We start from the raw sequence: 22,657 nt of genomic DNA, 5'->3' as shown, positions 1-22,657 counted from the left end.
AAATCATAATCTTTGTACATTTACTCGATTTCGCCGCGTTCACGCTTCCCGATCAACGAATGCTGCCTGCTGTAGGCGAAGTAGATGACAACACCGAGGGCCATCCAGACCACGAACCTCATCCAGGTCTCCACCGACAGGTTGAACATCAACCAGAGACACGCGAGGACAGCCAGGATCGGGATCAGCGGGACCAGCGGCACCCTGAACCCGCGGGGTAGGTCCGGCCGCGTCCGACGAAGCACGAGAACCCCCAACGACACGAGAACAAACGCGAACAACGTGCCGATATTGACCATTTCCTCGAGGGTGCCGATCGGGAACACTCCGGCGAGCACCGCGACCACAACGCCGACCAAGATCGTGATCCGCACGGGAGTTCCGTGCTTGCCGGTCGGCGCCAGGCGTCGCGGCATCAGACCGTCGCGTGCCATCGCGAAGAGCACCCTGGTCTGCCCGAGCATCAGCACCATCACCACGGTCGTGAGACCGGCCAACGCGCCGAACGAGATGACGTTTTTCGCCCACGTGATGTCGTGGAAGGCGAATGCCGTTGCCAGGTTGGAAGTATCGCCCTCGAGTTCGGTGTACTTCACCATCCCGGTCAACACGAGTGTCACTGCCACGTACAGAACCGTGACGATCAAGAGCGAGCCCAGGATGCCGCGTGGCAACGCCTTCTGCGGCTCCTTCGCCTCCTCCGCAGTCGTGGCGACGACGTCGAAGCCGATGAACGCGAAGAACACCAGACTGGCTGCCGCGAGCAATCCGTACCACCCGAATGTGCTGCCACCGGCCCCGGTCACGTACGAGAACAACGACTGGTGGATGCCCTCTCCCGTCGAGCCCGGCTCCGACGGCGGAATGTACGGCGAGTAGTTGTCGGTGTCGATGTAGAACAGACCGACGATGATCACCAGCAACACCACCGCGACCTTGATCGCCGTGATCACCAGTGACACCCTCGAAGAGAGTTTTGTGCCGGTCGCGAGCAGGATCGTGATGACGGCGATCACCAGCACCGCACCCCAGTCGAACGAGATCGGCCCCAACTCGACGATCGGGCTGCGTGAACCCATTACTTCGCCGAGGTACAGCGACCAGCCTTTTGCCACCACCGAAGACGCCAAAGCGAATTCGAGGATGAGATCCCAGCCGATGATCCAGGCGACGAATTCACCGAACGTCGCGTACGAGAACGTGTACGCGCTACCGGCGACCGGGACCGTCGACGCGAACTCGGCGTAACACAGCGCTGCCAGTCCGCAGGCGATTGCCGCGATGACAAAAGCCAGCGAAACCGACGGCCCGGCGACGTTTCCCGCCGTCCGAGCCGTGAGTGTGAAGATGCCCGCACCGATGACCACTGCGACACCGAACACCGTGAGATCCCACGAGTTCAGCTCTTTCCGGAGTTTGGTCTCCGGCTCGTCGGTGTCCTTGATGGACTGCTCGATCGATTTGGTTCGAAACAGCTTCGACCGTCCAGATCCGGCCTGCTCGTCCTTGACAGCCATTGCCGCCTCCTTGCTGGGGACCAGCAGGTCCCACCATGGGCAAGTAGAGAGATGGCATCAGCCTAAGCCCGCAGGCGCGGCTTTGTCCAGGGTTTGTCGGGAGCCTGTAGATCTGTTTCAGGGCGATCTCCTGCGCTGAGACGATCCAGGTCCGGCTCGAGGTAGATCACCCGCGCCGCAGGCACTGCAGCGCGCACGCGAGACTCGGCCTCGTCGATCGCCGTCGCCACATCCGAGATCGTCGATCCGACCGGCACCGCAACCTTGGCAGCAACAAGGATCTCCTCGGGACCGAGGTACTGCGTCTTGCAATGAATGACGCGTTCGATACGAGTTCCGTCGACCAGTGCGTTGAGGATCAGTTCGGTCTCCACCGCCGTTGCGCCCTCACCGATCAGCAGCGACTGCATTTCGATGATCAGAATGACCGCGATGATGCCGAGCAGGACACCGATGCACAGAGTTCCGATGCCGTCGAAGACCGGATTTCCGGTCACCATCGTGAGACCGACGCCGCCGAGTGCAAGGACGAGACCGATCAATGCGCCGGTGTCCTCGAGCAGCACAACCGGGAGTTCCGGGCTACGAGAGGTTCGGATGAAGTTCCACCACGACGCATTTCCCTTGAGCGGTCGTGATTCCTTCGCTGCGGTCCGGAAGCTGTAGCCCTCCAGGCAGATCGCGATGAACAGGATCGCGATTGCCACGAAAGCCGAATTGAGTTCTTCCGGATGCTGAATCTTGTGAATACCTTCGTAGATCGCGAACAGCGAACCGAGGGTGAAGAGCACCAGTGCAACGACGAACGAATAGAAGTACCGGTTGCGCCCGTAACCGAACGGGTGCAGTTGATCTGCCTCACGTTCTGCCTTCTTCTGCCCCAAGAGCAGCAAACCCTGATTGGACGTGTCGGCCACCGAGTGCACCGATTCGGCGAGCATCGACGACGATCCGGTGATCAAGAATCCGGCGAACTTGGCTACGGCAATTCCGGCATTGGCTCCGAGGGCCGCCAGAATCGCCTTCTTGCCACCATGAGCCGACACAATGTCTCCTCGCTATCGACCGAGATTCCTATCGACCGACCACTGCACTGAAAACCTGCGCAGTCGGGGTTCGTGTGGTCAGGTGTACTACGGGCTCGTCGGCAGCAATCCACGCGGCTCGGCCCCGATCGAGGTCGAGAGTGTCGGCACCGCACGTCGCAGTGACCGCGCCGTCGGTGCAGATCAGGATCCGCGGGCCGCCGGCTTCGACAACGAGGTCGGTGGCATTCGAGTCGAACTCCAGACGCGTCAAACGAAATTCAGGTGCGGGCGTGACGTACTCGTATCTACCTGACCCTGACTGACCTGATCCTGACTGACCTGATCCTGATGACGGGGCCGGATCGAGCACTTCGATATCGGCCCCGACGAAGTCCAGAACCCTCAACAGTTCGGGCACGTCGACGTGTTTGGGCGTCAGCCCGCCGCGCAGCACGTTGTCGGAGTTGGCCATGATCTCGACCGCGAGTCCATGGAGATACGCGTGGAGATTTCCCGCAGCGAGAAACAGTCCTTGGCCGGGCTCGAGTGTGACGCGGTTGAGCAGTAGTGCCGCAAGAACGCCGGCGTCGCCGGGGTACGCCTCGCTCAATTCCAGCGCGGTGCGGATCTCGGTCACGAATTCGGCGTCGTGGTGCGCGACGTAGGTGATGCACCCGGCAAGCACGGCAGGGAGCAACGTCCCGAGCACCGTGGACGGCAGCGTGATCCATGTCGTGAACAACGCCCGGAGTCCGTCGGAATCGGGTTGGCCTTCGAGCAGACCGATGTACGGCTCCAACTCGTCGACGGCCAGAGCGCGCAGCAGTTTGACAGTCCGCGTCGGCTCACGGAATCCGGCAAGCGCTTCGAATCTGCTCAGCGCGACAACGAGTTCGGGCTTGTGGCTGCCGTCCTTGTAGTTGCGAATCGGCGACTCCATGGGAACGCCGAGTGCGTTCTCACGACGAAAACCCTCGTCGGCTTGAACGGCGCTGGGATGCGCCTGAAGCGACAGCGGCTCTTCCGCCGCAAGCAACTTGAGCAGGAATGGGAGTCGCTCACCGAATGCATCGAGGTTCTCACGGCCGAGTTCACGCTCGGGTTCGCGGTGCAGGACCTCGAGCAACGACTCGCTTCCGGATTCGGTGATCACGCGCGCCGGGTCGCCCGGGTGGGCGCCCAACCACAACTCCGCTTCGGGATGATTCGACGGGGTCGCAAGACCGCGTAGTTCGGCAATTGCCGTTCGCGAGCCCCACGCGTAAGAACGAAGTGCACCTTCGAGTTCACGCACTTACTTCGCACCGCCCGTCAACTGCACGTACGCCGCGGCCATGTCTACTCGAAACGCCAACACGAATACCTGCTCCATCTCCGATATCACCACGTTGGTCTGGTCTTCGTCTGCCGCCACCACCAGATCGGCGTCGGCCAGTGCGTCCATCCGGCGTCTCGCCTCCCCGCGCGTGGATTCGGTCGCGAAGACGAACGCCCGCGCCGGCGGGGTCGGCAGTGCGCCGTCCAGTTGCGGATCGTGAAAGAACGGGTCGTGGAACACCGAATCACGCGAAGCTGCGTCCGGCGCGAACAGCGCCCGCGCCGAACGAATCACCTCCGACATCTCGGCGGCAGCGGCATTCAGGCCCGAGCTCATCAGCGAAACGCTCGAGAACTCTGCGAGTGCTGTTGTCACGGAACCACTCCCACACAGAACGACTCGCCGGCCGCTCATTCTGGTGGCCAACGACTTGGCCGGGTTGTGGAATACCTCGTTGGCCGGCCCGTCCCGCAGCGCCTCCGCATCAACGGCGTCGGCGATCCGACCGAGCACCGCCGAACGGTCCTCGATCGATCCCTTGCCCTCGATTTCGGCGGCAACGGCGAGGAAGACGGCGAGGAACCGCGTCATCGTGTGCCTCGGCGAGGCGTAGAGCCGCGGCGGCAACGACATGGTGCGCCCGGCCGCCACGGCCCGCATGGGCCCCTCGTCCGGAACGGCGACAACAACTTCGGCGCCACGGCGAACTGCACTGTCGACGGATTCGACCAGGCGCGGATCACCGGCATCGTCACCGGCAACGACGATCACGTCCAACGGTCCGGCCCACGACGGCGTCCGGTCGAGTACGAGGAGCGGACAACCGACCGAAGCTCCGACGAGAGCAAGCGCGATCCTGGCTCCGTGCCGAGCGCCACCGGCACCGGCAATCAGCACGACGCTGCGCGGGCGCAGGCCGGCCAGCCGAGAGATCACACCCTCGCCGACGGCCGATGCGGTGGCCCGAATCTGTGCGCCCCCCATGGCCACAGACCGCAGTAGTCCTTCCGAATCGGCAGCCGACAAACCCTCGCTGTCGTCGAGGTCGAGAAGCGGCATCGGCGCTGTCATCTCACCGCACCCCCTTCTCCGTTAGCAGTTCCCGCACCGTCCAGCATTCCAGCTCTACGCGGTCTGTGGTGGCAAAGCCCTCGTTCCCGAGGCAGTCGTTCCCGAGATAGTCCCCCAACTATCCCAGGGCTTCGGCTCACCGACAAACCGATCAGACTCGGATTCAAGCCCGGACGATCGCCAGAATTTCGTTCACCAATGCGTCGACATCGGCGGACGTGGGTGCTTCGACGTTGAGTCGCAGCAAAGGCTCGGTGTTGGACGCGCGCAAGTTGAACCAGGCATTTCCCTCGAGACTGACTGTGACACCGTCGAGGCGGTCCACCGACTCGGTGCGGTCCGCGAATGCTGCCAGCACAGCGGCAGTGCGATCGGCCGCGTCAGCCACCGTGGAGTTGATCTCACCCGAGGCCGCGTAGCGGGTGTACTCCGCCATCAACTCGGAGAGCGGACGGTCCTGCTCGCCCAGTGCGGCGAGTACGTGCAACGCCGCGAGCATGCCGGAGTCGGCGCCCCAGAAATCGCGGAAGTAGTAGTGAGCTGAGTGCTCGCCGCCGAAGACGGCACCGGTCTCGGCCATCTCCTGCTTGATGAACGAGTGGCCGACTCGGGTACGGATCGCGACGCCGCCGAGTTCTTCGACCAGTTCGGGCACTGCCCGCGACGTGATCAGATTGTGGATGATCGACGCGCCCGGTTCCTTCGCGAGTTCGCGCTTGGCGACAAGTGCCGTCACCGCGGACGGAGAGACGGGGTCGCCCTTCTCGTCGACGACGAAGCAACGGTCCGCGTCACCGTCGAAAGCCAAGCCGATGTCTGCTCCGGTCTCACGCACGTAGGCCTGCAGGTCGACGAGGTTGGCCGGATCGAGCGGATTGGCTTCGTGGTTGGGGAACGTGCCGTCGAGCTCGAAGTAGAGCGGGAGGACTTCGAGAGGCATCGGCCCGAATACGGCCGGCGCGGTGTGGCCGCCCATGCCGTTTCCTGCATCGACTGCGACCTTCATCGGGCGCAACGCAGCCAGGTCGACCAATCCGCGGAGGTAGCTCGCGTATTCCTCGAGGACGTCCTTCGTGCTGGCGGTGCCTGCCGGTCCGTCGTACGCGGGAACACCCGAGACGACCTCGGCGGAGATCACTGCCAGGCCGGTGTCCTGACCGACGGGCTTGGCGCCGGCACGGCACATCTTGATGCCGTTGTACTTGGCCGGATTGTGGCTCGCCGTGAACATCGCGCCCGGGCAGTTCAGCAAACCGGATGCAAAGTAGAGCTCGTCGGTCGACGCCAATCCGATGTAGACGACGTCTAGTCCTTGAGCGAGCACGCCGTCACCGAAAGCAGAAGACAGTGTGGGCGACGATGCACGCATGTCGTAGCCGATCACAACCGTCGTGGCTGCGCCGGCCTCGTCACGGACCAGACGGGCGAACGACGCTCCCACGTCGCGGACAAAATCTTCGTCGATCTGCTCACCGACCACGCCGCGCACGTCGTACGCCTTGATGATTGCAGCAACCGACTCGGCTGTTCGCCCCACTGAAAACTCTCCTTGTGCATGCACCCTCACAGACGGGAACGTCCGGGCGCATGGCGTCCGGAGATTCGCAGTACTCGGGTGTGGAAGTACTCGGTCGAGCCTAGCGTCTGCGGCGACGAATCTCGCGTCAGTTGGATGGGTCGGGCAGTACGCGGAGGTGTCCACGACGCCCTGTACGGGCAGTACTCGGAGCCGCGGGACGTATGTCCTCATCTGCGTCGACGTTGGACTTGTTGCGATCTCCGAGACCGGCTTCACGTACAGCTTCGGCCAAAGCGGTCAGATCGTCTTCGTCGGGAGTGCTCGACGCGAATCCGCCTTCGTGGCGGACGAGTTCCCAGCCCTTGGGGGCGGTGATTCGAGAGCCGTGAGTGTCACACAAATCCCATGAATGGGGCTCGGCGACGGTTGCCAGCGGCCCGACAACCGCAGTGGAGTCCGAGTAGACATACGTAAGCGTCGCGACGGCGGGGTTCTTGCACCCGGGGCGGCAGCAGCGACGCAGAGATCTCACAGGTACGGAGCCTAGCCCTCCCCACGTCCGGAACCTACTCGGACACACCGAGCAGTTTCTTCTGTCGTAATCTGGGCGCCATGCCACAAGCCCGCCGCCGACGCTCAGTCACCACTCGTTCCATCGAGCGACACGGCCGTGGCCTGCGCGGACCACTACTTCCCCCGGAGGTGCCCGCCAGGCGTACCCGGGCCGAGAAGTTCGATCTCCTGGTGCTCGACGCCTTCTCGCCCGTCGACCTCGCGTGGCACGACCGGTTGACGAAACTCGACATCGCGGTGGACGAAGTTCCGAAGATTCACGCGCACGATCCGGAGTCCGTCACATGGCCGCCGGAGGTCATCGCAGACGGCCCGGTTCCACTGTCACGACTGATACCCGCCGGAATCGACCGTCACGGAAATACGACTCGCGCAAGAATTGTGCTGTTTCGCCGCCCATTGGAGCAGCGCGCGAAGGATCCGGAAGAACTCACGGATCTGGTGCACGACGTGTTGGTCCATCAAGTCGGCACGTATCTGGGCGTCGACCCACAGGTCATCGACCCCACACTGCCCGACGAGGACTGATACTGCCCGACGAGGACTGACGCACCGTCAGACGAAAAAACTGATGTCACACGAAGAAGTAAATCCACACGAAGAACAAAACAGTCGTTGCTTGACCTGCAATTCCCCGTTGCAGGTCAGACTTTCGAAGACCGCCCGTCAGCCCCGACGCTGACAGAACCGATTCAGCAGCAGATCAGATGATCCCCCGCTTGAGTCGCCGACGCTCGCGCTCGGACAACCCTCCCCAGATTCCGAACCGTTCGTCGTTCGCGAGCGCGTACTCGAGGCACTCGTCACGAACTTCACAACCGAGGCAGATCCGTTTTGCTTCCCTCGTCGATCCACCCTTTTCAGGGAAGAACGCTTCGGGATCGGTCTGCGCGCAGAGAGCACGCTCCTGCCACTGATCCTCGATGGTGTCGAACAATTCTTCGAAGCCGGTGACGAGACTCAGCACTGGCCGAGTACTCATACCGTCGAACTCACTGCTGCAGGCACCTTCTGCTGCGCCTGCTCGGGAATCGGTCTGCGGTTCGTCGCTTACTGTCATTGCGAGAGAACTGATCTCGACATTTTCATTGGGCATCGTTCCGCCTCCTCACCTGTAATAGCGCAGAATTTTCACTCCATCTTCAACCCCACCCCGTCGACCGTTCGAAACTGTGTTCGAAACCGGCCCCGCTGCAAGTGAACTCACAAGTAGCGGTTGGAATGACACATTTGAGATTACACACGTCCAGCGTGTCGCGGTCAAGCTAAACGAGATGAATCCATTAGTATTCCGGCCCCCAATTGACGGGACCTTCTGCCCGCCAGACACGACGACGCGCCGACCGCCTAGGCTCTGTTGTCGTGAACGTGACTGTATTGGTTGGCGGCGTCGGCGGGGCCCGTTTCCTTCAAGGTGTGCAAAATGCGCTCGGAATCGCCGGTGGTGAATCCCTCGAGAAATACGAAGGCCCACATCGCATCACGGCCGTCGTCAACGTCGGAGACGACGTCTGGATGCACGGTCTGCGCATCTGCCCCGATCTGGACACTTGTATGTACACACTCGGCGGCGGTATCGACACCGAACGCGGGTGGGGGCACGCCGGCGAAACCTGGAATGCGAAAGAAGAACTCGCGGCATACGGAGCGAAGCCGGACTGGTTCGGCCTCGGAGATCGCGATATCGCAACGCATTTGATTCGCAGCCAGATGCTCCGCACGGGATATCCGTTGTCCGCGATCACCGAAGCGTTGTGCAATCGCTGGAATCCGGGTGTCGCACTGCTTCCCGTGAGCGACGATCGCAGCGAAACACACGTTGTGATCACCGATCCGGAAGACGGTGAGCAGAAGGCGATTCATTTCCAGGAGTGGTGGGTACGCCATCGAGCACAGGTGGAAACTCACAGCTTCGCTCACGTCGGCGCCGAGCAGGCCAAGCCCGCGCCAGGGGTGGTCGAGGCGATCGACGGTGCCGACATCGTGCTGATCGCACCGTCCAATCCCGTCGTGAGCGTCGGCGCGATCCTCGCGGTGCCCGGCATTCGCGGAGCCCTGCGGACCACCGCGGCCAAGGTTGTCGGCCTCTCCCCCGTCATCGGTGGAAAACCGTTGCGCGGCATGGCTGACGAGTGCCTCGAAGTGATCGGGGTCGAGACGACTTCCGAGGCGATCGGTCGCCACTACGGAGCTCGCTCGATCAACGGCATTCTCGACGGCTGGCTCGTCGACGAAGGTGACACGGCCGACATCGACGGGGTGGACGTGCGAAGCATCCCACTTTTGATGACGTCCCCCGAAGAGACCGCAAAAATGGTTCGAACGGCTTTCGAAATCGCCGGAGTCGAACTGTGACCGAGCCCGGAACCGAAGCAAGCCGCGACAGAAATCACTCCCCCGGGGATCACTCCCCCGGCGCCGCAATCGAAGTCATTCCCGCGCTCGGCCTTCCCGAGTTCCGACCCGGAGACGACTTGGCCGCCGCTGTCGTCGACGCGACACCGTGGCTCGAGAACGGCGACGTCGTTGTTGTCACGAGCAAGGTCTTCTCAAAAGTCGAGGGTCGCATCGTTTCCTCGCCGACCGATCCGGAAGAGCGCGACGCAGCACGACGCCTCCTGGTGGATCAGGAAGCCGTCCGCGTCGTGGCCCGCAAGGGCCGCACTCTGATCACCGAGAACAAACTCGGCATCGTGCAGGCCGCATCGGGCATCGACGGCTCCAACGTCGACGGTGCCGAACTGGCCCTGCTCCCCGTGGATCCCGATGCGAGCGCAGCGGGGCTGCGTGCCCGAATTCTCGAGAGCACGGGCAAGTCCGTCGCCGTCGTCGTGACCGACACGATGGGTCGTGCGTGGCGCAACGGGCAGACCGATGCCGCGATCGGTTCCTCCGGCATTCCGGTCCTGCACGGCTACCTCGGGGCACAGGACAGTCAGGGCAACGATCTGATCGTCACCGAGATCGCGATCGCGGACGAGATCGCCGCTGCGGGCGATCTGGTCAAGGGCAAGCTCGGCGGCGTTCCCGTCGCCGTCGTGCGAGGACTCCGATTCGAGGACGACGGTTCGAGTGGCCAGGATCTGATCCGTCGCGGCCCGGACGATCTGTTCTGGCTGGGAACCGAGGAGGCTACGGCGATGGGCCGCGGCCAGGCGCTGCTGTTGCGTCGGTCGGTTCGGCAGTTCGCAGGTGATCCCGTCGACGCGGAGATCATTCGCAGCTCGATCGCCGAGGCACTCACCGCTCCAGCACCCCACCACACGAGGCCTGTTCGATTCGTGTGGCTGCGGACCGAGTCGGTCCGCACGTCGCTCCTCGAGCAGATGCGTGAGAAGTGGGCCGCCGATCTGCGTGCGGACGGTCGTAGCGACGAATCCGTCGACGCGCGGGTTGCCCGCGGAAACATCCTGTTCGATGCCCCCGAGGTCGTCATTCCCTTCTGCGTGCCCGACGGCGCACACAGTTATCCGGATGCCCGACGTACCGCGGCGGAGTCCACGATGTTCACCGTCGCTGCCGGCGCGGCAGTGCAGGGACTGCTGGTCTCGCTGGCCACACGCGGCGTGGGAAGCTGCTGGATCGGATCGACGATCTTCGCCGCCGACCTCGTACGCGAACAACTCGATCTCCCGGCCGATTGGCAGCCACTCGGCGCAGTCGCAATCGGGTACCCCCTCGAACCACTGACTCCGCGCACGGTCTCCGCCCCCGGGGACGCGTTGGTGGAGCTGTAGGTCATGTCAGCCGAATCGCTGCACGCCTCCGCCAAGGGCGTCCTGGAGGGCTGGTCGACGTCCTCCGAAGCGGACGAGTCACTGCGGCACACGATGCTCGCGTTCCTCGATTCGGCTCCGGACGGCTGCCTTCGTCGCCATGCCCCGGGACACATCACCGCGTCGTCTCTGGTTCTCGACGAGAGTGGCTGCCACGTCCTACTGACCCTGCATCCCAAGGTGGGCAGGTGGATTCAGCTCGGAGGTCACTGCGAGCCCGACGACGAGACGGTAGTCGATGCGGCATTGCGGGAGGCTCGTGAGGAGTCCGGAATTCACGACGTTCGGATAGACGCGGACCTACTCTCCGCCCACACACATCCGATCACGTGCTCACTCGGGGTCCCGACCAGACATCTCGATCTACGGTTTCTTGTTGTGGCGCCGGACAATTCACATATCGTCCGCAGCGCGGAGTCCACCGACCTCCGGTGGTGGCCGGTGGACGCGCTACCGCCGACTGCCGAACGCGAGACCATCGACCACCTGGTAGCGCTCGCCCATCAGCGCAAGAATCAGGACTGAATCGGAGACAGCTCGGGTTGCTTGGCGCTCACGCCGTCGCCCGAAGATGTTCCCTTCACGCGCCGAGCTACCCATGGCACCAAGAACTCTCGCGCCCATTGACGATCCTCGCGACGAGTTTCCGCTTTCGTGAGAACCGGCGCAGGCCCGAGGTCGGGCGCGATCAATCCGTGTTCGACGCCCAGTACGTCGAGCACCCGCGTCGCCATGTTCTCGTGCCCGGCGGGCGACATGTGGAGGCGATCCCAGTCCCACATCCGTAGGTCCTGATATTCGGAGAATCGCCAGAAGTCGACGAGGGTCGCGCCGTGGCGGTCCGCTACCTCGCGAACAAGCTCGTTGTAAATCGCCAGGCGTCCGCGGAGCTTGCCGAAGAAGGCGGACCATCCGGTGTCGTATGCGGTGAACATGAGAACCTGCGCACCGGAAGCAGTGAGCTGGCCGATTGCCGAATCGTAGCGGGCGACCATCGCGTCGATGTCGAGCTTCGGACGCATCATGTCGTTTCCGCCGGCGTAGATGGTCACCAGATCGGGCTTCAACGCCAGAGCGGGTTCCAACTGCTCGTCGATGATCGGTCCGAGTAGGCGACCACGAATCGCCAGGTTGGCGTAGCGGAACTCGGGGTTGTTCACCGCCAGCTGCTCGGCCACTCGGTCTGCCCACCCGCGCAGACCGTTGGGGAATCGTTCGTCGGCGTCGCCGACGCCCTCGGTGAACGAGTCACCGAGGGCAACGTAACGGCTCGGAAGAGAAGTCATACCCGCCAGTATTCCAGTAGGTCAGCTAACGATCACACATCTGTGCTGAAGCGCACGCCACCGTCCGGCAGCGTCACCCCCGGCCACACGCGCGCACCGCGCAACAATTCGCACCGCGCACCGATGTCCGCGCCGTCTCCGATGACGGCGTCGCGGACCAGTGCTCGTGGTCCGATACGGACGCCGAATCCGAGGATCGATCGTTCGACCACCGCGCCGGCTTCCACAACGGCGCCGTCGAAGAGAATCGCACCGTCGAGGCGCGCACCTGCGCCGACTTCTGCGCCACGGCCGACAACCGTGCCGCCGATCAGGACGGCGCCAGGCGCAATTCCCGCCCCGGGGTGAACGAGCGACTCACCGCGCGGACCTTCGAGAGCCGGCGAAGGCGCGATGCCTCGCACCAGGTCGGCGGAACCGCGAACGAAGTCCTCGGGGGTTCCCATGTCACGCCAGTACGACGAGTCGACGTGGCCGAACACCCGCTTGCCCTCGGCCAGGAGATTCGGGAACACCTCGCGCTCGACCGATACCGGCCGTCCCTCCGGGATCTGTTCGATGATCTCGCGCTTGAAGACGTAGCAGCCGGCGTTGATCTGATCCGTCGGCGGATCCTGGGTCTTCTCCAGGAATGCCGAGACTCGTCCGTCCTCGTCGGTCGGAACACAACCGAATGCACGCGGGTCTCCCACACGAACCAGGTGAAGGGTCACGTCGGCGTCCGTCTTCTCGTGGGTCTCGAGAATGGCGTTCAGGTCGGTGCCACCGAGCACGTCACCGTTGAACACCATGACGTTGTCGCCGCGCAACTTCGGGAGTACGTTGCGGATTCCGCCACCGGTGCCCAGCGGCTCGGTCTCGAAGACGTAGTCGATCTCGAGCCCCATCTTGGAGCCGTCGCCGAAGTAGTCCTCGAATACCTCTGCCTTGAAAGATGTTCCGAGCACCACGTGCTTGATACCGGCAGCCTCGATCCTGGCAAGCAGATGCGTCAGGAACGGAAGGCCGGCGGTCGGAAGCATCGGCTTGGGCGCCGACAGCGTCAACGGCCGCAGCCGAGTGCCCTTGCCGCCTACCAGGATTACGGCGTCGGTCGGATTCGGATCGGACATCATTTTCCCCCGTGGTTCGAAACTGATGGGTTGTCGGTCGAGTCGTCGGTGCGAGCGCGCTCGCGAACAGCAGAAGCTACGGCGATCTTGGACCGCACGGCCAGGCCACCGAGCAAGGCAAGTCGTAGCGGAGCCTGCCACCAGTGCGGATGACGATCAGCTTGGAACTGGTATGCGCTGCGATGATGGGCGGGCAGCATCAGTTCCGGATGCCGGCCTGCCGCATGGCCTTTGGCATGGGTCACGACAGCGGAGGGAACAAAGACGTTGAGCCACCCGGCTTTTCCGAGGCGATCACCGAAATCGACGTCCTCCATGTACATGAAGTATCGCGAGTCGAACCCGGAGATGGTGTCGAAGGCATCACGTCGGACCAACAGGCACGACCCGGAAAGCCAACCGACGGAGCGCTCGGTGACGGCCTCGTTCTCCTGACGGTAACGGGCAGTCCACGGGTTCTTCGGCCACACGGTGCCGAGCAACGCGTGCCCGACGCCCGAGGTGATGTCGGGCACCGTTCGTGCCGACGGATAGACGCTGCCGTCCGGTTCGAGGACCTTCGGCCCCAGTGCACCGGCCCTTGGCCACCGATTTGCCGCAGCGACCAATTCGTCGAGTGAACCGGGTGCCCATTGGACGTCAGGATTGGAAATCACGACAAATTCGATCGACGAATCGATCTCCGCCACAGCCCGATTTATCGCTCCGCCGTAGCCGATGTTTCCCCCTGTACGAAGCAGACGAACATGCTCGTACTTGGCATCCGCCGCCTCCGGCGCACCATCGGTCGACCCGTTGTCGGCCATGATGACCTGGGGTTTTTCTGTCGTCGCCGCGGCGAGCGTGCTCAAGAAATTCTCGAGATGCTCGCCTGGGGAGTACGTCACCGTTACCACGGCCAGCTTGGGACTCACGCCGGTCAGCCTAGCCGCCCACGGGCACTGCCCCGAACAATGCTCACGCCAGAGCGGCGTGCAGAGCCTCTCGCCACGGACGCAGCGGCGTCATTCCCGCGGTAACCCACGCGCGCTCGGACAAAACCGAATATGCCGGGCGGGGCGCAGGGCGCACGAAGTCCGCGCTGCTGCACGGGCGCACCCGCGCCGGGTCTGCTCCGATCTCCTCGAACACCGCTCGCGCCAACTCGTACCAACTGGCTTGCCCGCCGTTGGTCAGGTGGAACGTCGACGCACCCGTGAAGTCCCGCAGCGCGAGTTCGACGATGCCGCCGGCCAGATCGACGCTGTACGTGGGTGACCCGATCTGGTCGTCCACGACGTTCACGAATTCTCGTTCGGCTTCGAGCCTGCGCATCGTGGCGACAAAATCCGTACCGACACCCGAATACACCCACGCGGTACGGACAACGGCCACGTCGGCGCCCGACTCTCGTACTGCGATCTCGCCGTCCAGCTTGGTTCGGCCGTAGACCGTCGCGGGACCGGTCGGTGCATCGACGTCGTATGGAGTGCTCGCGTCACCCGGAAAGACGTAGTCCGTCGAAACGTGGATCAACCGCGAACTCTCCCGCGCACACGCTCGCGCGAGATTCAGCGGTCCGATCTCGTTGACCGCCCTCGCTCCCTCCTGGTCGGTCTCGGCGGCGTCGACCGCCGTGTACGCAGCGCAGTTGATCAGCACCGAATCGGGCGAGACGAAGTCGTCGACCGCGCGGCTGTCTGTGATGTCGAGCTCGCGGGAACCGACGGCCGTCACAGTGTGACCCGCCGACGTTGCGAGAGCATCGATACGTGTTCCGAGCTGCCCTCGGGCACCGGTGAGCAGGATATTCGTCACATGGTTGAGTCTGGCACGCCGCGTCGAGGTACCCGCGGCCGAGCATCGGACCAGTAACCTGAAGGGGTGTCCCACCAGCAACCGCAGCGCCGCGCGCGTCCACGACCTGCGCCGATTCGGACCAAGACGAGCCCGGCTCGCATAGCGGTCGCGGTGCTCTCCGTGCTCGTACTGCTGGTCACCGGGTTCGCATGGCGAGGTGTGGACTCGTTGAGAAACAGCCTTGCCACTGCAAGCGGACTCGGCCTCGGTGGGGGCAAGGACGGAGCCATCGACATTCTGATGGTGGGAACCGACAGTCGCACCGACGCACACGGCAACCCGCTTTCACAAAGCGAGCTCGACTCGTTGCGCGCTGGTGAGGAAGTTGCGTCCAACACCGACACCATCATCTTGATCCGCGTCCCCAACGACGGAAGTTCGGCAACCGCGATCTCGATTCCCCGAGACGCGTACGTCAACGTCCCCGGTATCGGTATGTCGAAGATCAACGCCGCGTTCGGTGCCACCAAGGAAACCGAGCGACTGAAGTTGGTCAACAACGGGTCGTCCGACAGCGACGCAGACAAGAAGTCGACGGAAGCCGGCCGGACCGCGCTCATCGGAGCGGTAGGAAATCTGACCGGCATCACCGTCGATCACTACGCCGAAGTCGGTCTACTCGGATTCGTCCTGCTGACCAACGCAGTGGGCGGAGTCGACGTCTGCCTCAACGCGCCAGTCGACGAACCGATGTCCGGAGCCAACTTCGCAGCCGGGAAACAGACACTCGACGGCGCCGACGCGCTGAGCTTCGTGCGACAACGACACGACCTTCCTCGCGGCGACCTGGACCGGATCGTGCGCCAGCAGGTGTTCATGGCGTCCCTCGTCAGTAAGGTACTCAGCGCAAAAACCCTCAGTGACCCGGGCAAGCTCAGTCAGTTGACCTCGGCCGTTCAGCGTTCCGTCGTCATCGACGACGACTGGGACATCATCGAATTCGCCAAGCAGTTGCAGAATCTGGCCGGCGGAAAGGTGCAATTCGAGACCATTCCCGTTCTCGACATCAACGGCATGACCGATTACGGCGAGTCCATCGTCAAGGTCGATCCCAAGGCCGTCAAGAAGTACATCGCCGGATTGGTCGGCGCCGACAGCGAGGACTCGGAGGAGACCTCCGAGGCACCGACCACCGTGAATGCATCCTCGATCACGGTCGACGTCGCTAATGCCAGTGACGTCGCGGGGTTGGCCAGCGGGGTTTCCGAGGCATTGAGTGCCCTCGGGTACAAGCAGGGACAGGTCGGCAACAACACCGGCTCCGACGTCTCCGAATCGACGGTGTTCGCAAAGTCCGCGGACGACGACGCTGCACTCGCGGTGGCCGAGGCACTCGGCGGTCTGACGGTCAAGGCGGATTCGTCATTGTCCTCGGGCAAGGTTCGGGTTGTCATTGCCGAGGACTACTCCGGGCCGCAGTCCGCGGACGCGGTATCTCCGTCCGAAGGCGCAGCGACCACGACTGAATCGGCGAGCACCACCGAGACCAGCCCCACCCCCGCACCGCCCGGTCCCCCGATCGATGCAGCCTCCAACGGTCCCCGCTGTGTTAACTGAACGGCTGCGTAAGCTGATTACGTGCCTTCGCCTGTAGACAACCTGACCGACGCCCTCCTCGGACCGATCCTGGCTGCCGACCCGGCCGGCCCTCGCGTGACCTACTACGACGACGCCACCGGCGAGCGCATCGAATTGTCTGCGAGCACTCTGGCCAACTGGGCGGCAAAGACAGCGAACATGGTTCGGGACGAGTTCGCCCTCGAGCCCGGCGGCAAAGTTGCCGTGCTGCTTCCCGCGCACTGGCAGAGCGTCGCCGTCTTGCTGGGTGTGTGGTGGGCAGGCGGTGAGGTGGTCCTCTCCCCCGACGCCGACGCCGAACTGGCTTTTGTCACTGCCGACCGTCTGGACGATGTTGCGGACGTACCGGAAGTAGCCGCACTCTCACTCGACGCGTTCGGCAAAGGTTTGAGCGATCTTCCGCTCGGCGTCGCCGACTACGCAACCTCCATTCGTGTCCACGGGGACCAGTTCCGTAGCGCCGGAGCCGGTTCGGCGCTGGAAGGCCGGTCCGTAGCGGACACGATCGACGCCGCACGGGCATCGGCGAAGAACGTCGAATTGGCGTCGACGGATCGTGTCCTCTCCAGCCGCACGTGGGACACGGCAGACGAATTGATCGACGGGCTTCTGGCCGTTCTCGCCGCGGGCGCCTCACTCGTGCAGGTAGCCCACCCGGACGCGGAAGCTACCGCGCGCCGAGTGGGCACCGAAAAGGTCACGAAACAGTTCTGAACGCTAGCTCGCGAGAGCTGTCACCGGTGACACCAGCCCCGCCCGCCTAGCGGGGAGCAGTGACGCGATCACACCGCAGATTCCGCCGATCAACACGATGGCTACCAATTGCGCCCACGGCACTGCGCTGAGGGCGACGTCCTCGATCCCGAACACTGATGCGGTACCGGCTACACCGAACACCATCCCGAACAGCACTCCGATCACCGATGCGACTCCTGCCACCAGCAGTGCTTCCCAGATCAACATGGCTCGAATTCCCTTCTTGGTCAGTCCGAGTGCGCGAAGCAGTCCGGATTCGCGGCGCCGTTCGAGAACCGACAGTGCCATGGTGTTTCCCACCCCGATCAGAGCGATCAACACCGCTACCGACAGCAACCCGGCAACCACCATGAGCATGGTGTCGAGGATCGAATCGAGAGCCGAGCGCATTTCGGTCATTCCTTGAACATCGCTGCCCGGAGCTTCCTGGCGTGCCAGTTCGGTGATGCGGTCGGTGGCAGCGAGCGCCTCTTCGTCGGTGTCCGTCCCCAACCTGACCCAGTAGGAATCGGTGGTCGGCGTGGTGGCCGCTGCACCCAGATCGCCTCGATCCAACAGCGCTGGTTGACCTTTCACACCTTCGATCACGCTGACGTTGACTGCTCCACGATCTCCGCGCACCGTCGCCGTCTCACCCGCCGAGAGTTTGTATTCGGTCAGGTCAGCGGGCGAGAGCACCAACTGACCGGCCGCGGGTACCGAGATCTCGGTACGCAGAACATCTTTCAACCGAGCAGCGTCGACACCGAACCCGGTCAACGAACCGCGCCCGTCGATCGTCAGTTCGGCCTTGTCCAGACCGCTCACCGCGCCGACGCCGTTGACCGCGGCGATGTCTGTGCCCAACCCTGCGGGAAGCGGTGCCGAACCGGAACTGCTCACCATGACGTCGACGGGGAATTGACTGTCCATCGCCGCGGGTGCGGCTTCCTTGACCGTCGCGATTCCCACGACGAGCGTGCTCGTCAAGGCCACCCCGATCAACAGGGCCGTGGCTGTCGCCGAGGTCCGGCGTGGGTTCCGACCGGCGTTGCCTGCTGCCAGGCTTCCCACCGGACCGATCAGTCTCGCCAGCACTCCGCCGGCGGCATTGATCAGCGCGGGCACGATTCGCCCGGACAGTGCTGCGATCCCCAGGAACGAAAAGAGTCCACCGGCAGTCGCCGCCGGCACCTGCTGATTCGTCACTCCCAGGACGGTCATCGCGATGCCCGCGAGCAGTATCACGACGCCCAGAACCCGGCGCACGACCGATACCTGAACGCTCTCGGGCTTGGACTCCATCGGCTGCAGTGCCGCGAGCGGGGAGAGCCTCGTTGCCGCCCGCCCGGGCGCAGATGCAGCGAGCATCGTCATCACGATGCCGACGGCAAGACCGACCAGCACGGTCACCGGGGTGACGCTCAGTGACGAAAGAGGAACCGGCACATCTGCGGCCGTTGCTACGCGACCGATCGCCCAGGCAAGTCCGACACCGAGTCCGACGCCGATCATCGAGGCGATCACGCCGACCGCAGCGGCTTCGCTGCGAATGCTCCGGCGAACCTGTTTGGCTGTGGCGCCGACGCATCGCAGCAACGCGAGTTCCTGAGTGCGCGCGGCGAGCAGAACGGCAAACGTATTGGCGATCACCAGCGCGGCAACAACAACGGCGATGGCACCGAAGGCGAGCAACACCGTGCTGAGGATCTTGGTGCCGCCCATGTATTCAGCTGCCGCGTTGTCGGTGGCTTCTTCTCCTGTCAACACGGTGGAGTCCGCGGGCAACGCGCTCGCGATCGAATCCACGAGTTGTTGCTGAGAGCGCGAACCGTCACCGGCGACACGGAACTCACGTTTGGCGCTGTCCCCGGCCCAGGCGCTCACCTGCTCGGCGGTGGTGAATATCTTGATCCCGCCCAGTCGTTGCGCCGAACCGGAGAGATCGACCAGTCCGACCACCTGCGCGGTGGGCGCAGCGGCACCGACCGTCGAATCCCTTGCCGTGACAGTGATTCGGGCACCCGTCGGTATCCCGGAGTCCGCGCTCACCAACACCTGCCCCAGACCGGCCGGAAGCGAACCCTCCGACAAGTTCTCCCAACGCAATTCGGGATTGTCGGCGATCGAGAGAGCATCCCCGTAGGACGCGCCCTTTGCCTCGGAGTCGACACGAACATACGTCGACACGTCGTCGGCGACTGCCGAGACGCCCGGCACCGCACTCAGCAGTTCTTCCGTCACGCCTGGACCGGAGGCGACGACATCCGTGGTTTCGTATTGCGTCGCAAGTGATTTACTCACACTCGCATCGACCGTCGAGCTCAATGTCAAAGTCGCGACGATGTATCCGACTGCGATCACCACGGCGAGTATCGAAGCCACATAGCGCCCGGCATGTGCCCGCGCCTGGGCAAAAGCCAGACCCCTCATCGCAGTGCACCCGAAACTGCAGGAACATCAGCCAGGTCGTCGGCACCGAGTGCTCGCATGGCACCGATCACCGAGTCGACGGTGGGATGGTCGATCTCTCCGGCGATGCGCCCGTCCGCGATCAACACGACTCGGTCCGCATACGAGGCCGCCACCGGATCGTGTGTCACCATGACGACCGTCTGACCGGTCTCCCGGACGCTGGTGCGCAAGAGTCCCAGAACCTCTGTCCCGGAACGGGAATCCAGGTTTCCGGTGGGTTCGTCGGCAAAGATCACGTCGGGCTGCGGCAGGAGTGCGCGGGCGACAGCTACACGCTGCTGCTGACCACCGGACAACTCGTGCGGCAGGTGGTCGAGGCGCTTCGACAGGCCCAGTTTCCCGATCACCTCGTCCATCCACTCGGGCGAGGGTTCACTACCCGCCAGCTTCATCGGCAGCAGCATGTTCTCCCGAGCAGTGAGCACCGGCAGCAGGTTGAACGCTTGGAAGACGAATCCGATTCGCTCGCGTCGAAGTTCGGTGAGTTCCGTGTCACCGAGTTTCGTGACTTCGGTGTCGCCCAGGAAAACCTGTCCGCCCGAAACCGTGTCGAGCCCGGCCAGACAGTGCATGAGCGTCGACTTTCCGGAGCCGGACGGGCCCATGATCGCGGTGAACCGCTCACGACCGAAGTCCACGTCGACCCCGCCGAGCGCGTGAACCGTGGTCTCACCGGTGCCGTACACCTTGGTGACACCGCGGGCAGTGATCGCCGGCACTGCGGCTGGTTCCGTCGTGGTGTGCGCATGCATTTTTTGCCCTCCGTAAAGCTTCTCGCTATGACGGAATCGACGTTATTGCAGCGCAAGTGGTCTCCGCGTCGGAGCGCGGGGCGATCTTGGAGAGCCCGGTGTCATCCCGGGGTAGGACTGAACAGGGCTGCGCGTCAGCCCTCGGTGCCGAGGAGATCTGCGCGCCGGACAAGTCCTATCTGGAAGGCAAAGACGACGGCCTGCACACGATCACGTGAATGAGTCTTCGAAAGAACCCGTCCGACATGGGTTTTCACTGTCGTTTCGGAGACGTGGAATTTTGCGGCGATCTCCGAATTCGACAGCCCGTACGCCATGGCCTCGAGCACCTCGACCTCGCGCGGTGTCAGCTCTTCGGGCAACTGCGATTCGGGCGCCGAACCTTCCAGGAGAGGTCCGACGTGCTGAAGCAGTCGCCGAGTGGCCCGAGCTTCGATCACCGCGTCCCCGCGATGCACGGTGCGGATGGCGTCGAGCAACTGTTCCGGTGGCACGTCCTTGAGCAGGAAGCCGCTGGCGCCCGCCCTGATTGCCGACATCACGTACTCGTCGTTGTCGAAGGTGGTGAGCACCACGACCTTCGGCGCATCGGGGTCGGCCAGGAGCCGACGGGTCGCCTCGATGCCGTCCATCTTCGGCATCTGGACATCCATCAGGACGACGTCGACATGTCGGGCCGCCAACTCGGTCAATGCCTGCTGACCGTCCGAAGCCTCGACCACCACGGACAAATCCGGCTGCGAGTCGATGACCATTCGAAAACCTGCGCGGACCAGCTGCTGATCGTCGATCAGTGCCACTGCGATCGGAGCCACGTGTTCGTCCATGCCACTCACCTTAAGACCTTCAGACGTTTCAAGACCTACCCAGACGTTCGTTCATACGGCAGGACGGCCCGGACACTGTATCCGCCGCCTGATTTCGGCCCGGCGGTTACTTTGCCTCCGTGCAGCTTGGCTCGCTCGGCCATTCCGATCAGGCCCTGCCCGCCTGGTGACGATTCGACCAGCGCGGCGCTGCCGCCTCGTCCGTCGTCGGTGATGCCGAGAACGAGTTCGGTTTCAGCCCACGTCATCTCGACGCTCGCCTGTGCTCCTGGCCCCGCATGTTTGAGAACGTTCGTCAGCGATTCCTGGACGATGCGATACGCCGTCAACCCCGCACCCGCAGAGAGTTCGCGTGGTTCACCGGTCACACTGACGGCGATGTCGAGTCCGCTGCTGCGTAACTCGTGGAAGAGACTGTCGATATCACCGGCGCCCGGGATCACCGAGAAATCCCGGGGCGTGTCCTCACGCAGGACGGACAGAAGCGATCGCATGTCGGTCAACGCTTGGCGACCGGTGGAGGCAATGGTTTCGAGCGCCTGGATTGCAGCCTGAGGATCCTTGGCCGCGCTGTAGCGTCCGCCGTCGGCCTGAGCGATGACAACGGTCAACGAATGCGCGACGATGTCGTGCATCTCGCGCGCAATCCTCGAGCGTTCGCTGATCGTCGCGATTTCCGCTTCCTGCGCACGCTCGAGTTCGAGCAACCGTGCGCGCTCGGTCAGACCTTCCAATTGTTTGGTGCGAACTCGACGCAAATCACCGAACGCCCAGACCGCGAGCATGAAGATCATGACGGCCACGGACTGCATGACCTGCGAAGACACCGGGATTCCGTCGTAGCCGAAGTATCGAACAGTTCCGGCAATCGAGCCGAGCAACGCGAGCACCAGGCCGGTGAGCGAACTCCACCGAGCGCCATAGGCGGCCAGCGCGTACAGGGAGATGGGCACGACAACGGCCGATGCGAGCAGTGTGTTGCCGATGAAGATCACGTGTAGAACTGCGAACCCTGCGATCACCATGCCGGAGAGTTCGGGGCGCGAGCGTCGCCATGCCAACGGAACGGTCATACCCAGCGAGACGAACACCGCCAGCGGACTCGCCTCGACCGCAACGACAACGCTGAACAGTGCGGCAACCGTCGCAATGCAGATGTCCACACCGCGAGCATGTTCCGCGCTCCAGCGGACGAAGCGTTCACTAGTCGGAAAACGAGCCATGCCGCCAAGAGTAGCTTTTACTCACGAG

Annotated in this window: 21 protein-coding genes; 6 read left to right on the top strand and 15 right to left on the bottom strand. The window is 63.5% G+C overall.

Annotated features, from left to right (window positions below; genetic code table 11):
• Window positions 1-20: 20 nt before the first annotated feature.
• From RE4_RS11620 to RE4_RS11595, 6 genes are all read right to left on the bottom strand, one after another.
• Window positions 21-1,517, bottom strand: a complete 1,497-nt coding sequence (locus tag RE4_RS11620; RefSeq protein ID WP_019747776.1) for an amino acid permease — start codon at window positions 1,515-1,517, stop codon at window positions 21-23.
• Between the two features lie 62 nt (window positions 1,518-1,579).
• The gene (locus RE4_RS11615) at window positions 1,580-2,563 is read right to left on the bottom strand and encodes a cation diffusion facilitator family transporter (protein WP_060938615.1); all 984 of its coding nucleotides are present in this window, start codon (window positions 2,561-2,563) and stop codon (window positions 1,580-1,582) included.
• Window positions 2,564-2,591: 28 nt separating this feature from the next.
• Window positions 2,592-3,839: a mannose-6-phosphate isomerase, class I gene (gene manA / locus RE4_RS11610; protein ID WP_060938614.1), complete on the bottom strand. Its 1,248-nt coding sequence runs from the start codon at window positions 3,837-3,839 to the stop codon at window positions 2,592-2,594.
• On the bottom strand, window positions 3,840-4,934 hold the full coding sequence (locus RE4_RS11605) for a hypothetical protein (protein ID WP_060938613.1): 1,095 nt from the start codon (window positions 4,932-4,934) through the stop codon (window positions 3,840-3,842). It abuts the gene before it with no gap.
• A 163-nt stretch (window positions 4,935-5,097) separates the two neighbouring features.
• The gene (locus RE4_RS11600; protein ID WP_019747772.1) at window positions 5,098-6,471 is read right to left on the bottom strand and encodes a phosphomannomutase/phosphoglucomutase; all 1,374 of its coding nucleotides are present in this window, start codon (window positions 6,469-6,471) and stop codon (window positions 5,098-5,100) included.
• Between the two features lie 127 nt (window positions 6,472-6,598).
• Window positions 6,599-6,985, bottom strand: coding sequence for a DUF3499 domain-containing protein (locus RE4_RS11595; RefSeq protein WP_020969213.1), 387 nt, complete (start codon window positions 6,983-6,985; stop codon window positions 6,599-6,601).
• Window positions 6,986-7,065: 80 nt separating this feature from the next.
• Here RE4_RS11595 and RE4_RS11590 point away from each other — a divergent pair, with 80 nt between their 5' ends.
• On the top strand, window positions 7,066-7,554 hold the full coding sequence (locus RE4_RS11590; protein ID WP_003940797.1) for a metallopeptidase family protein: 489 nt from the start codon (window positions 7,066-7,068) through the stop codon (window positions 7,552-7,554).
• Window positions 7,555-7,729: 175 nt separating this feature from the next.
• On the opposite strand, the gene RE4_RS11585 is transcribed toward RE4_RS11590, so the two are convergent.
• Complete coding sequence (locus RE4_RS11585) at window positions 7,730-8,008, bottom strand: WhiB family transcriptional regulator (protein WP_020907098.1); 279 nt, start codon at window positions 8,006-8,008, stop codon at window positions 7,730-7,732.
• Window positions 8,009-8,388: 380 nt separating this feature from the next.
• Here RE4_RS11585 and cofD point away from each other — a divergent pair, with 380 nt between their 5' ends.
• Genes cofD through RE4_RS11570 form a run of 3 tightly spaced genes read left to right on the top strand, consistent with a single transcriptional unit; the run spans window position 8,389 to window position 11,327 of the window.
• Window positions 8,389-9,381, top strand: a complete 993-nt coding sequence (gene cofD, locus RE4_RS11580) for a 2-phospho-L-lactate transferase (protein ID WP_003940958.1) — start codon at window positions 8,389-8,391, stop codon at window positions 9,379-9,381.
• The gene (locus RE4_RS11575) at window positions 9,378-10,763 is read left to right on the top strand and encodes a coenzyme F420-0:L-glutamate ligase (RefSeq protein ID WP_060938612.1); all 1,386 of its coding nucleotides are present in this window, start codon (window positions 9,378-9,380) and stop codon (window positions 10,761-10,763) included. Before cofD ends, RE4_RS11575 begins: the two co-directional genes overlap by 4 nt.
• 3 nt (window positions 10,764-10,766) lie before the next feature.
• Window positions 10,767-11,327, top strand: coding sequence for an NUDIX hydrolase (locus RE4_RS11570; RefSeq protein WP_019747768.1), 561 nt, complete (start codon window positions 10,767-10,769; stop codon window positions 11,325-11,327).
• Here RE4_RS11570 and RE4_RS11565 read toward each other — a convergent pair.
• The 4 genes from RE4_RS11565 to rfbD are packed head-to-tail and all read right to left on the bottom strand — an operon-like array spanning window position 11,318 to window position 14,997.
• Window positions 11,318-12,088, bottom strand: coding sequence for an SGNH/GDSL hydrolase family protein (locus RE4_RS11565; RefSeq protein WP_019747767.1), 771 nt, complete (start codon window positions 12,086-12,088; stop codon window positions 11,318-11,320). The two genes, RE4_RS11570 and RE4_RS11565, sit on opposite strands and share 10 nt — an antisense overlap.
• 32 nt (window positions 12,089-12,120) lie before the next feature.
• Window positions 12,121-13,203 (bottom strand): mannose-1-phosphate guanylyltransferase, encoded by a 1,083-nt coding sequence (gene manB / locus RE4_RS11560; protein ID WP_019747766.1) that lies wholly within the window; start codon window positions 13,201-13,203, stop codon window positions 12,121-12,123.
• A complete protein-coding gene (locus RE4_RS11555) occupies window positions 13,200-14,114 on the bottom strand; it encodes a glycosyltransferase family 2 protein (protein ID WP_060938611.1) in 915 nt (304 codons plus the stop codon). Before RE4_RS11555 ends, manB begins: the two co-directional genes overlap by 4 nt.
• Window positions 14,115-14,157: 43 nt before the next feature.
• Window positions 14,158-14,997, bottom strand: a complete 840-nt coding sequence (gene rfbD, locus RE4_RS11550; RefSeq protein WP_060938610.1) for a dTDP-4-dehydrorhamnose reductase — start codon at window positions 14,995-14,997, stop codon at window positions 14,158-14,160.
• 66 nt (window positions 14,998-15,063) lie between these two features.
• Here rfbD and RE4_RS11545 point away from each other — a divergent pair, with 66 nt between their 5' ends.
• Window positions 15,064-16,596 (top strand): LCP family protein, encoded by a 1,533-nt coding sequence (locus tag RE4_RS11545; protein ID WP_020907091.1) that lies wholly within the window; start codon window positions 15,064-15,066, stop codon window positions 16,594-16,596.
• A gap of 21 nt (window positions 16,597-16,617) precedes the next feature.
• Window positions 16,618-17,331, top strand: coding sequence for a TIGR03089 family protein (locus RE4_RS11540; protein WP_020969208.1), 714 nt, complete (start codon window positions 16,618-16,620; stop codon window positions 17,329-17,331).
• A 3-nt stretch (window positions 17,332-17,334) separates the two neighbouring features.
• On the opposite strand, the gene RE4_RS11535 is transcribed toward RE4_RS11540, so the two are convergent.
• The 4 genes from RE4_RS11535 to RE4_RS11520 all read right to left on the bottom strand — a co-directional run bounded on the left by RE4_RS11535 (window position 17,335) and on the right by RE4_RS11520 (window position 22,629).
• Complete coding sequence (locus RE4_RS11535) at window positions 17,335-19,785, bottom strand: ABC transporter permease (protein ID WP_020907089.1); 2,451 nt, start codon at window positions 19,783-19,785, stop codon at window positions 17,335-17,337.
• Window positions 19,782-20,579 (bottom strand): ABC transporter ATP-binding protein, encoded by a 798-nt coding sequence (locus RE4_RS11530; protein ID WP_019747760.1) that lies wholly within the window; start codon window positions 20,577-20,579, stop codon window positions 19,782-19,784. The genes RE4_RS11535 and RE4_RS11530 overlap by 4 nt, the downstream gene beginning before the upstream one ends.
• A 134-nt stretch (window positions 20,580-20,713) precedes the next feature.
• Window positions 20,714-21,406 (bottom strand): response regulator, encoded by a 693-nt coding sequence (locus RE4_RS11525; protein WP_019747759.1) that lies wholly within the window; start codon window positions 21,404-21,406, stop codon window positions 20,714-20,716.
• Window positions 21,407-21,441: 35 nt separating this feature from the next.
• The gene (locus tag RE4_RS11520) at window positions 21,442-22,629 is read right to left on the bottom strand and encodes a sensor histidine kinase (protein WP_019747758.1); all 1,188 of its coding nucleotides are present in this window, start codon (window positions 22,627-22,629) and stop codon (window positions 21,442-21,444) included.
• Window positions 22,630-22,657: the final 28 nt, after the last annotated feature.

Origin of the sequence: Rhodococcus erythropolis NBRC 15567 (assembly GCF_001552595.1) — a bacterium.
Classification (GTDB): domain Bacteria; phylum Actinomycetota; class Actinomycetes; order Mycobacteriales; family Mycobacteriaceae; genus Rhodococcus_F; species Rhodococcus_F erythropolis.
Note: the sequence above shows the minus strand (reverse complement) of the source record. Positions and strands in the feature narration are given on the sequence as shown.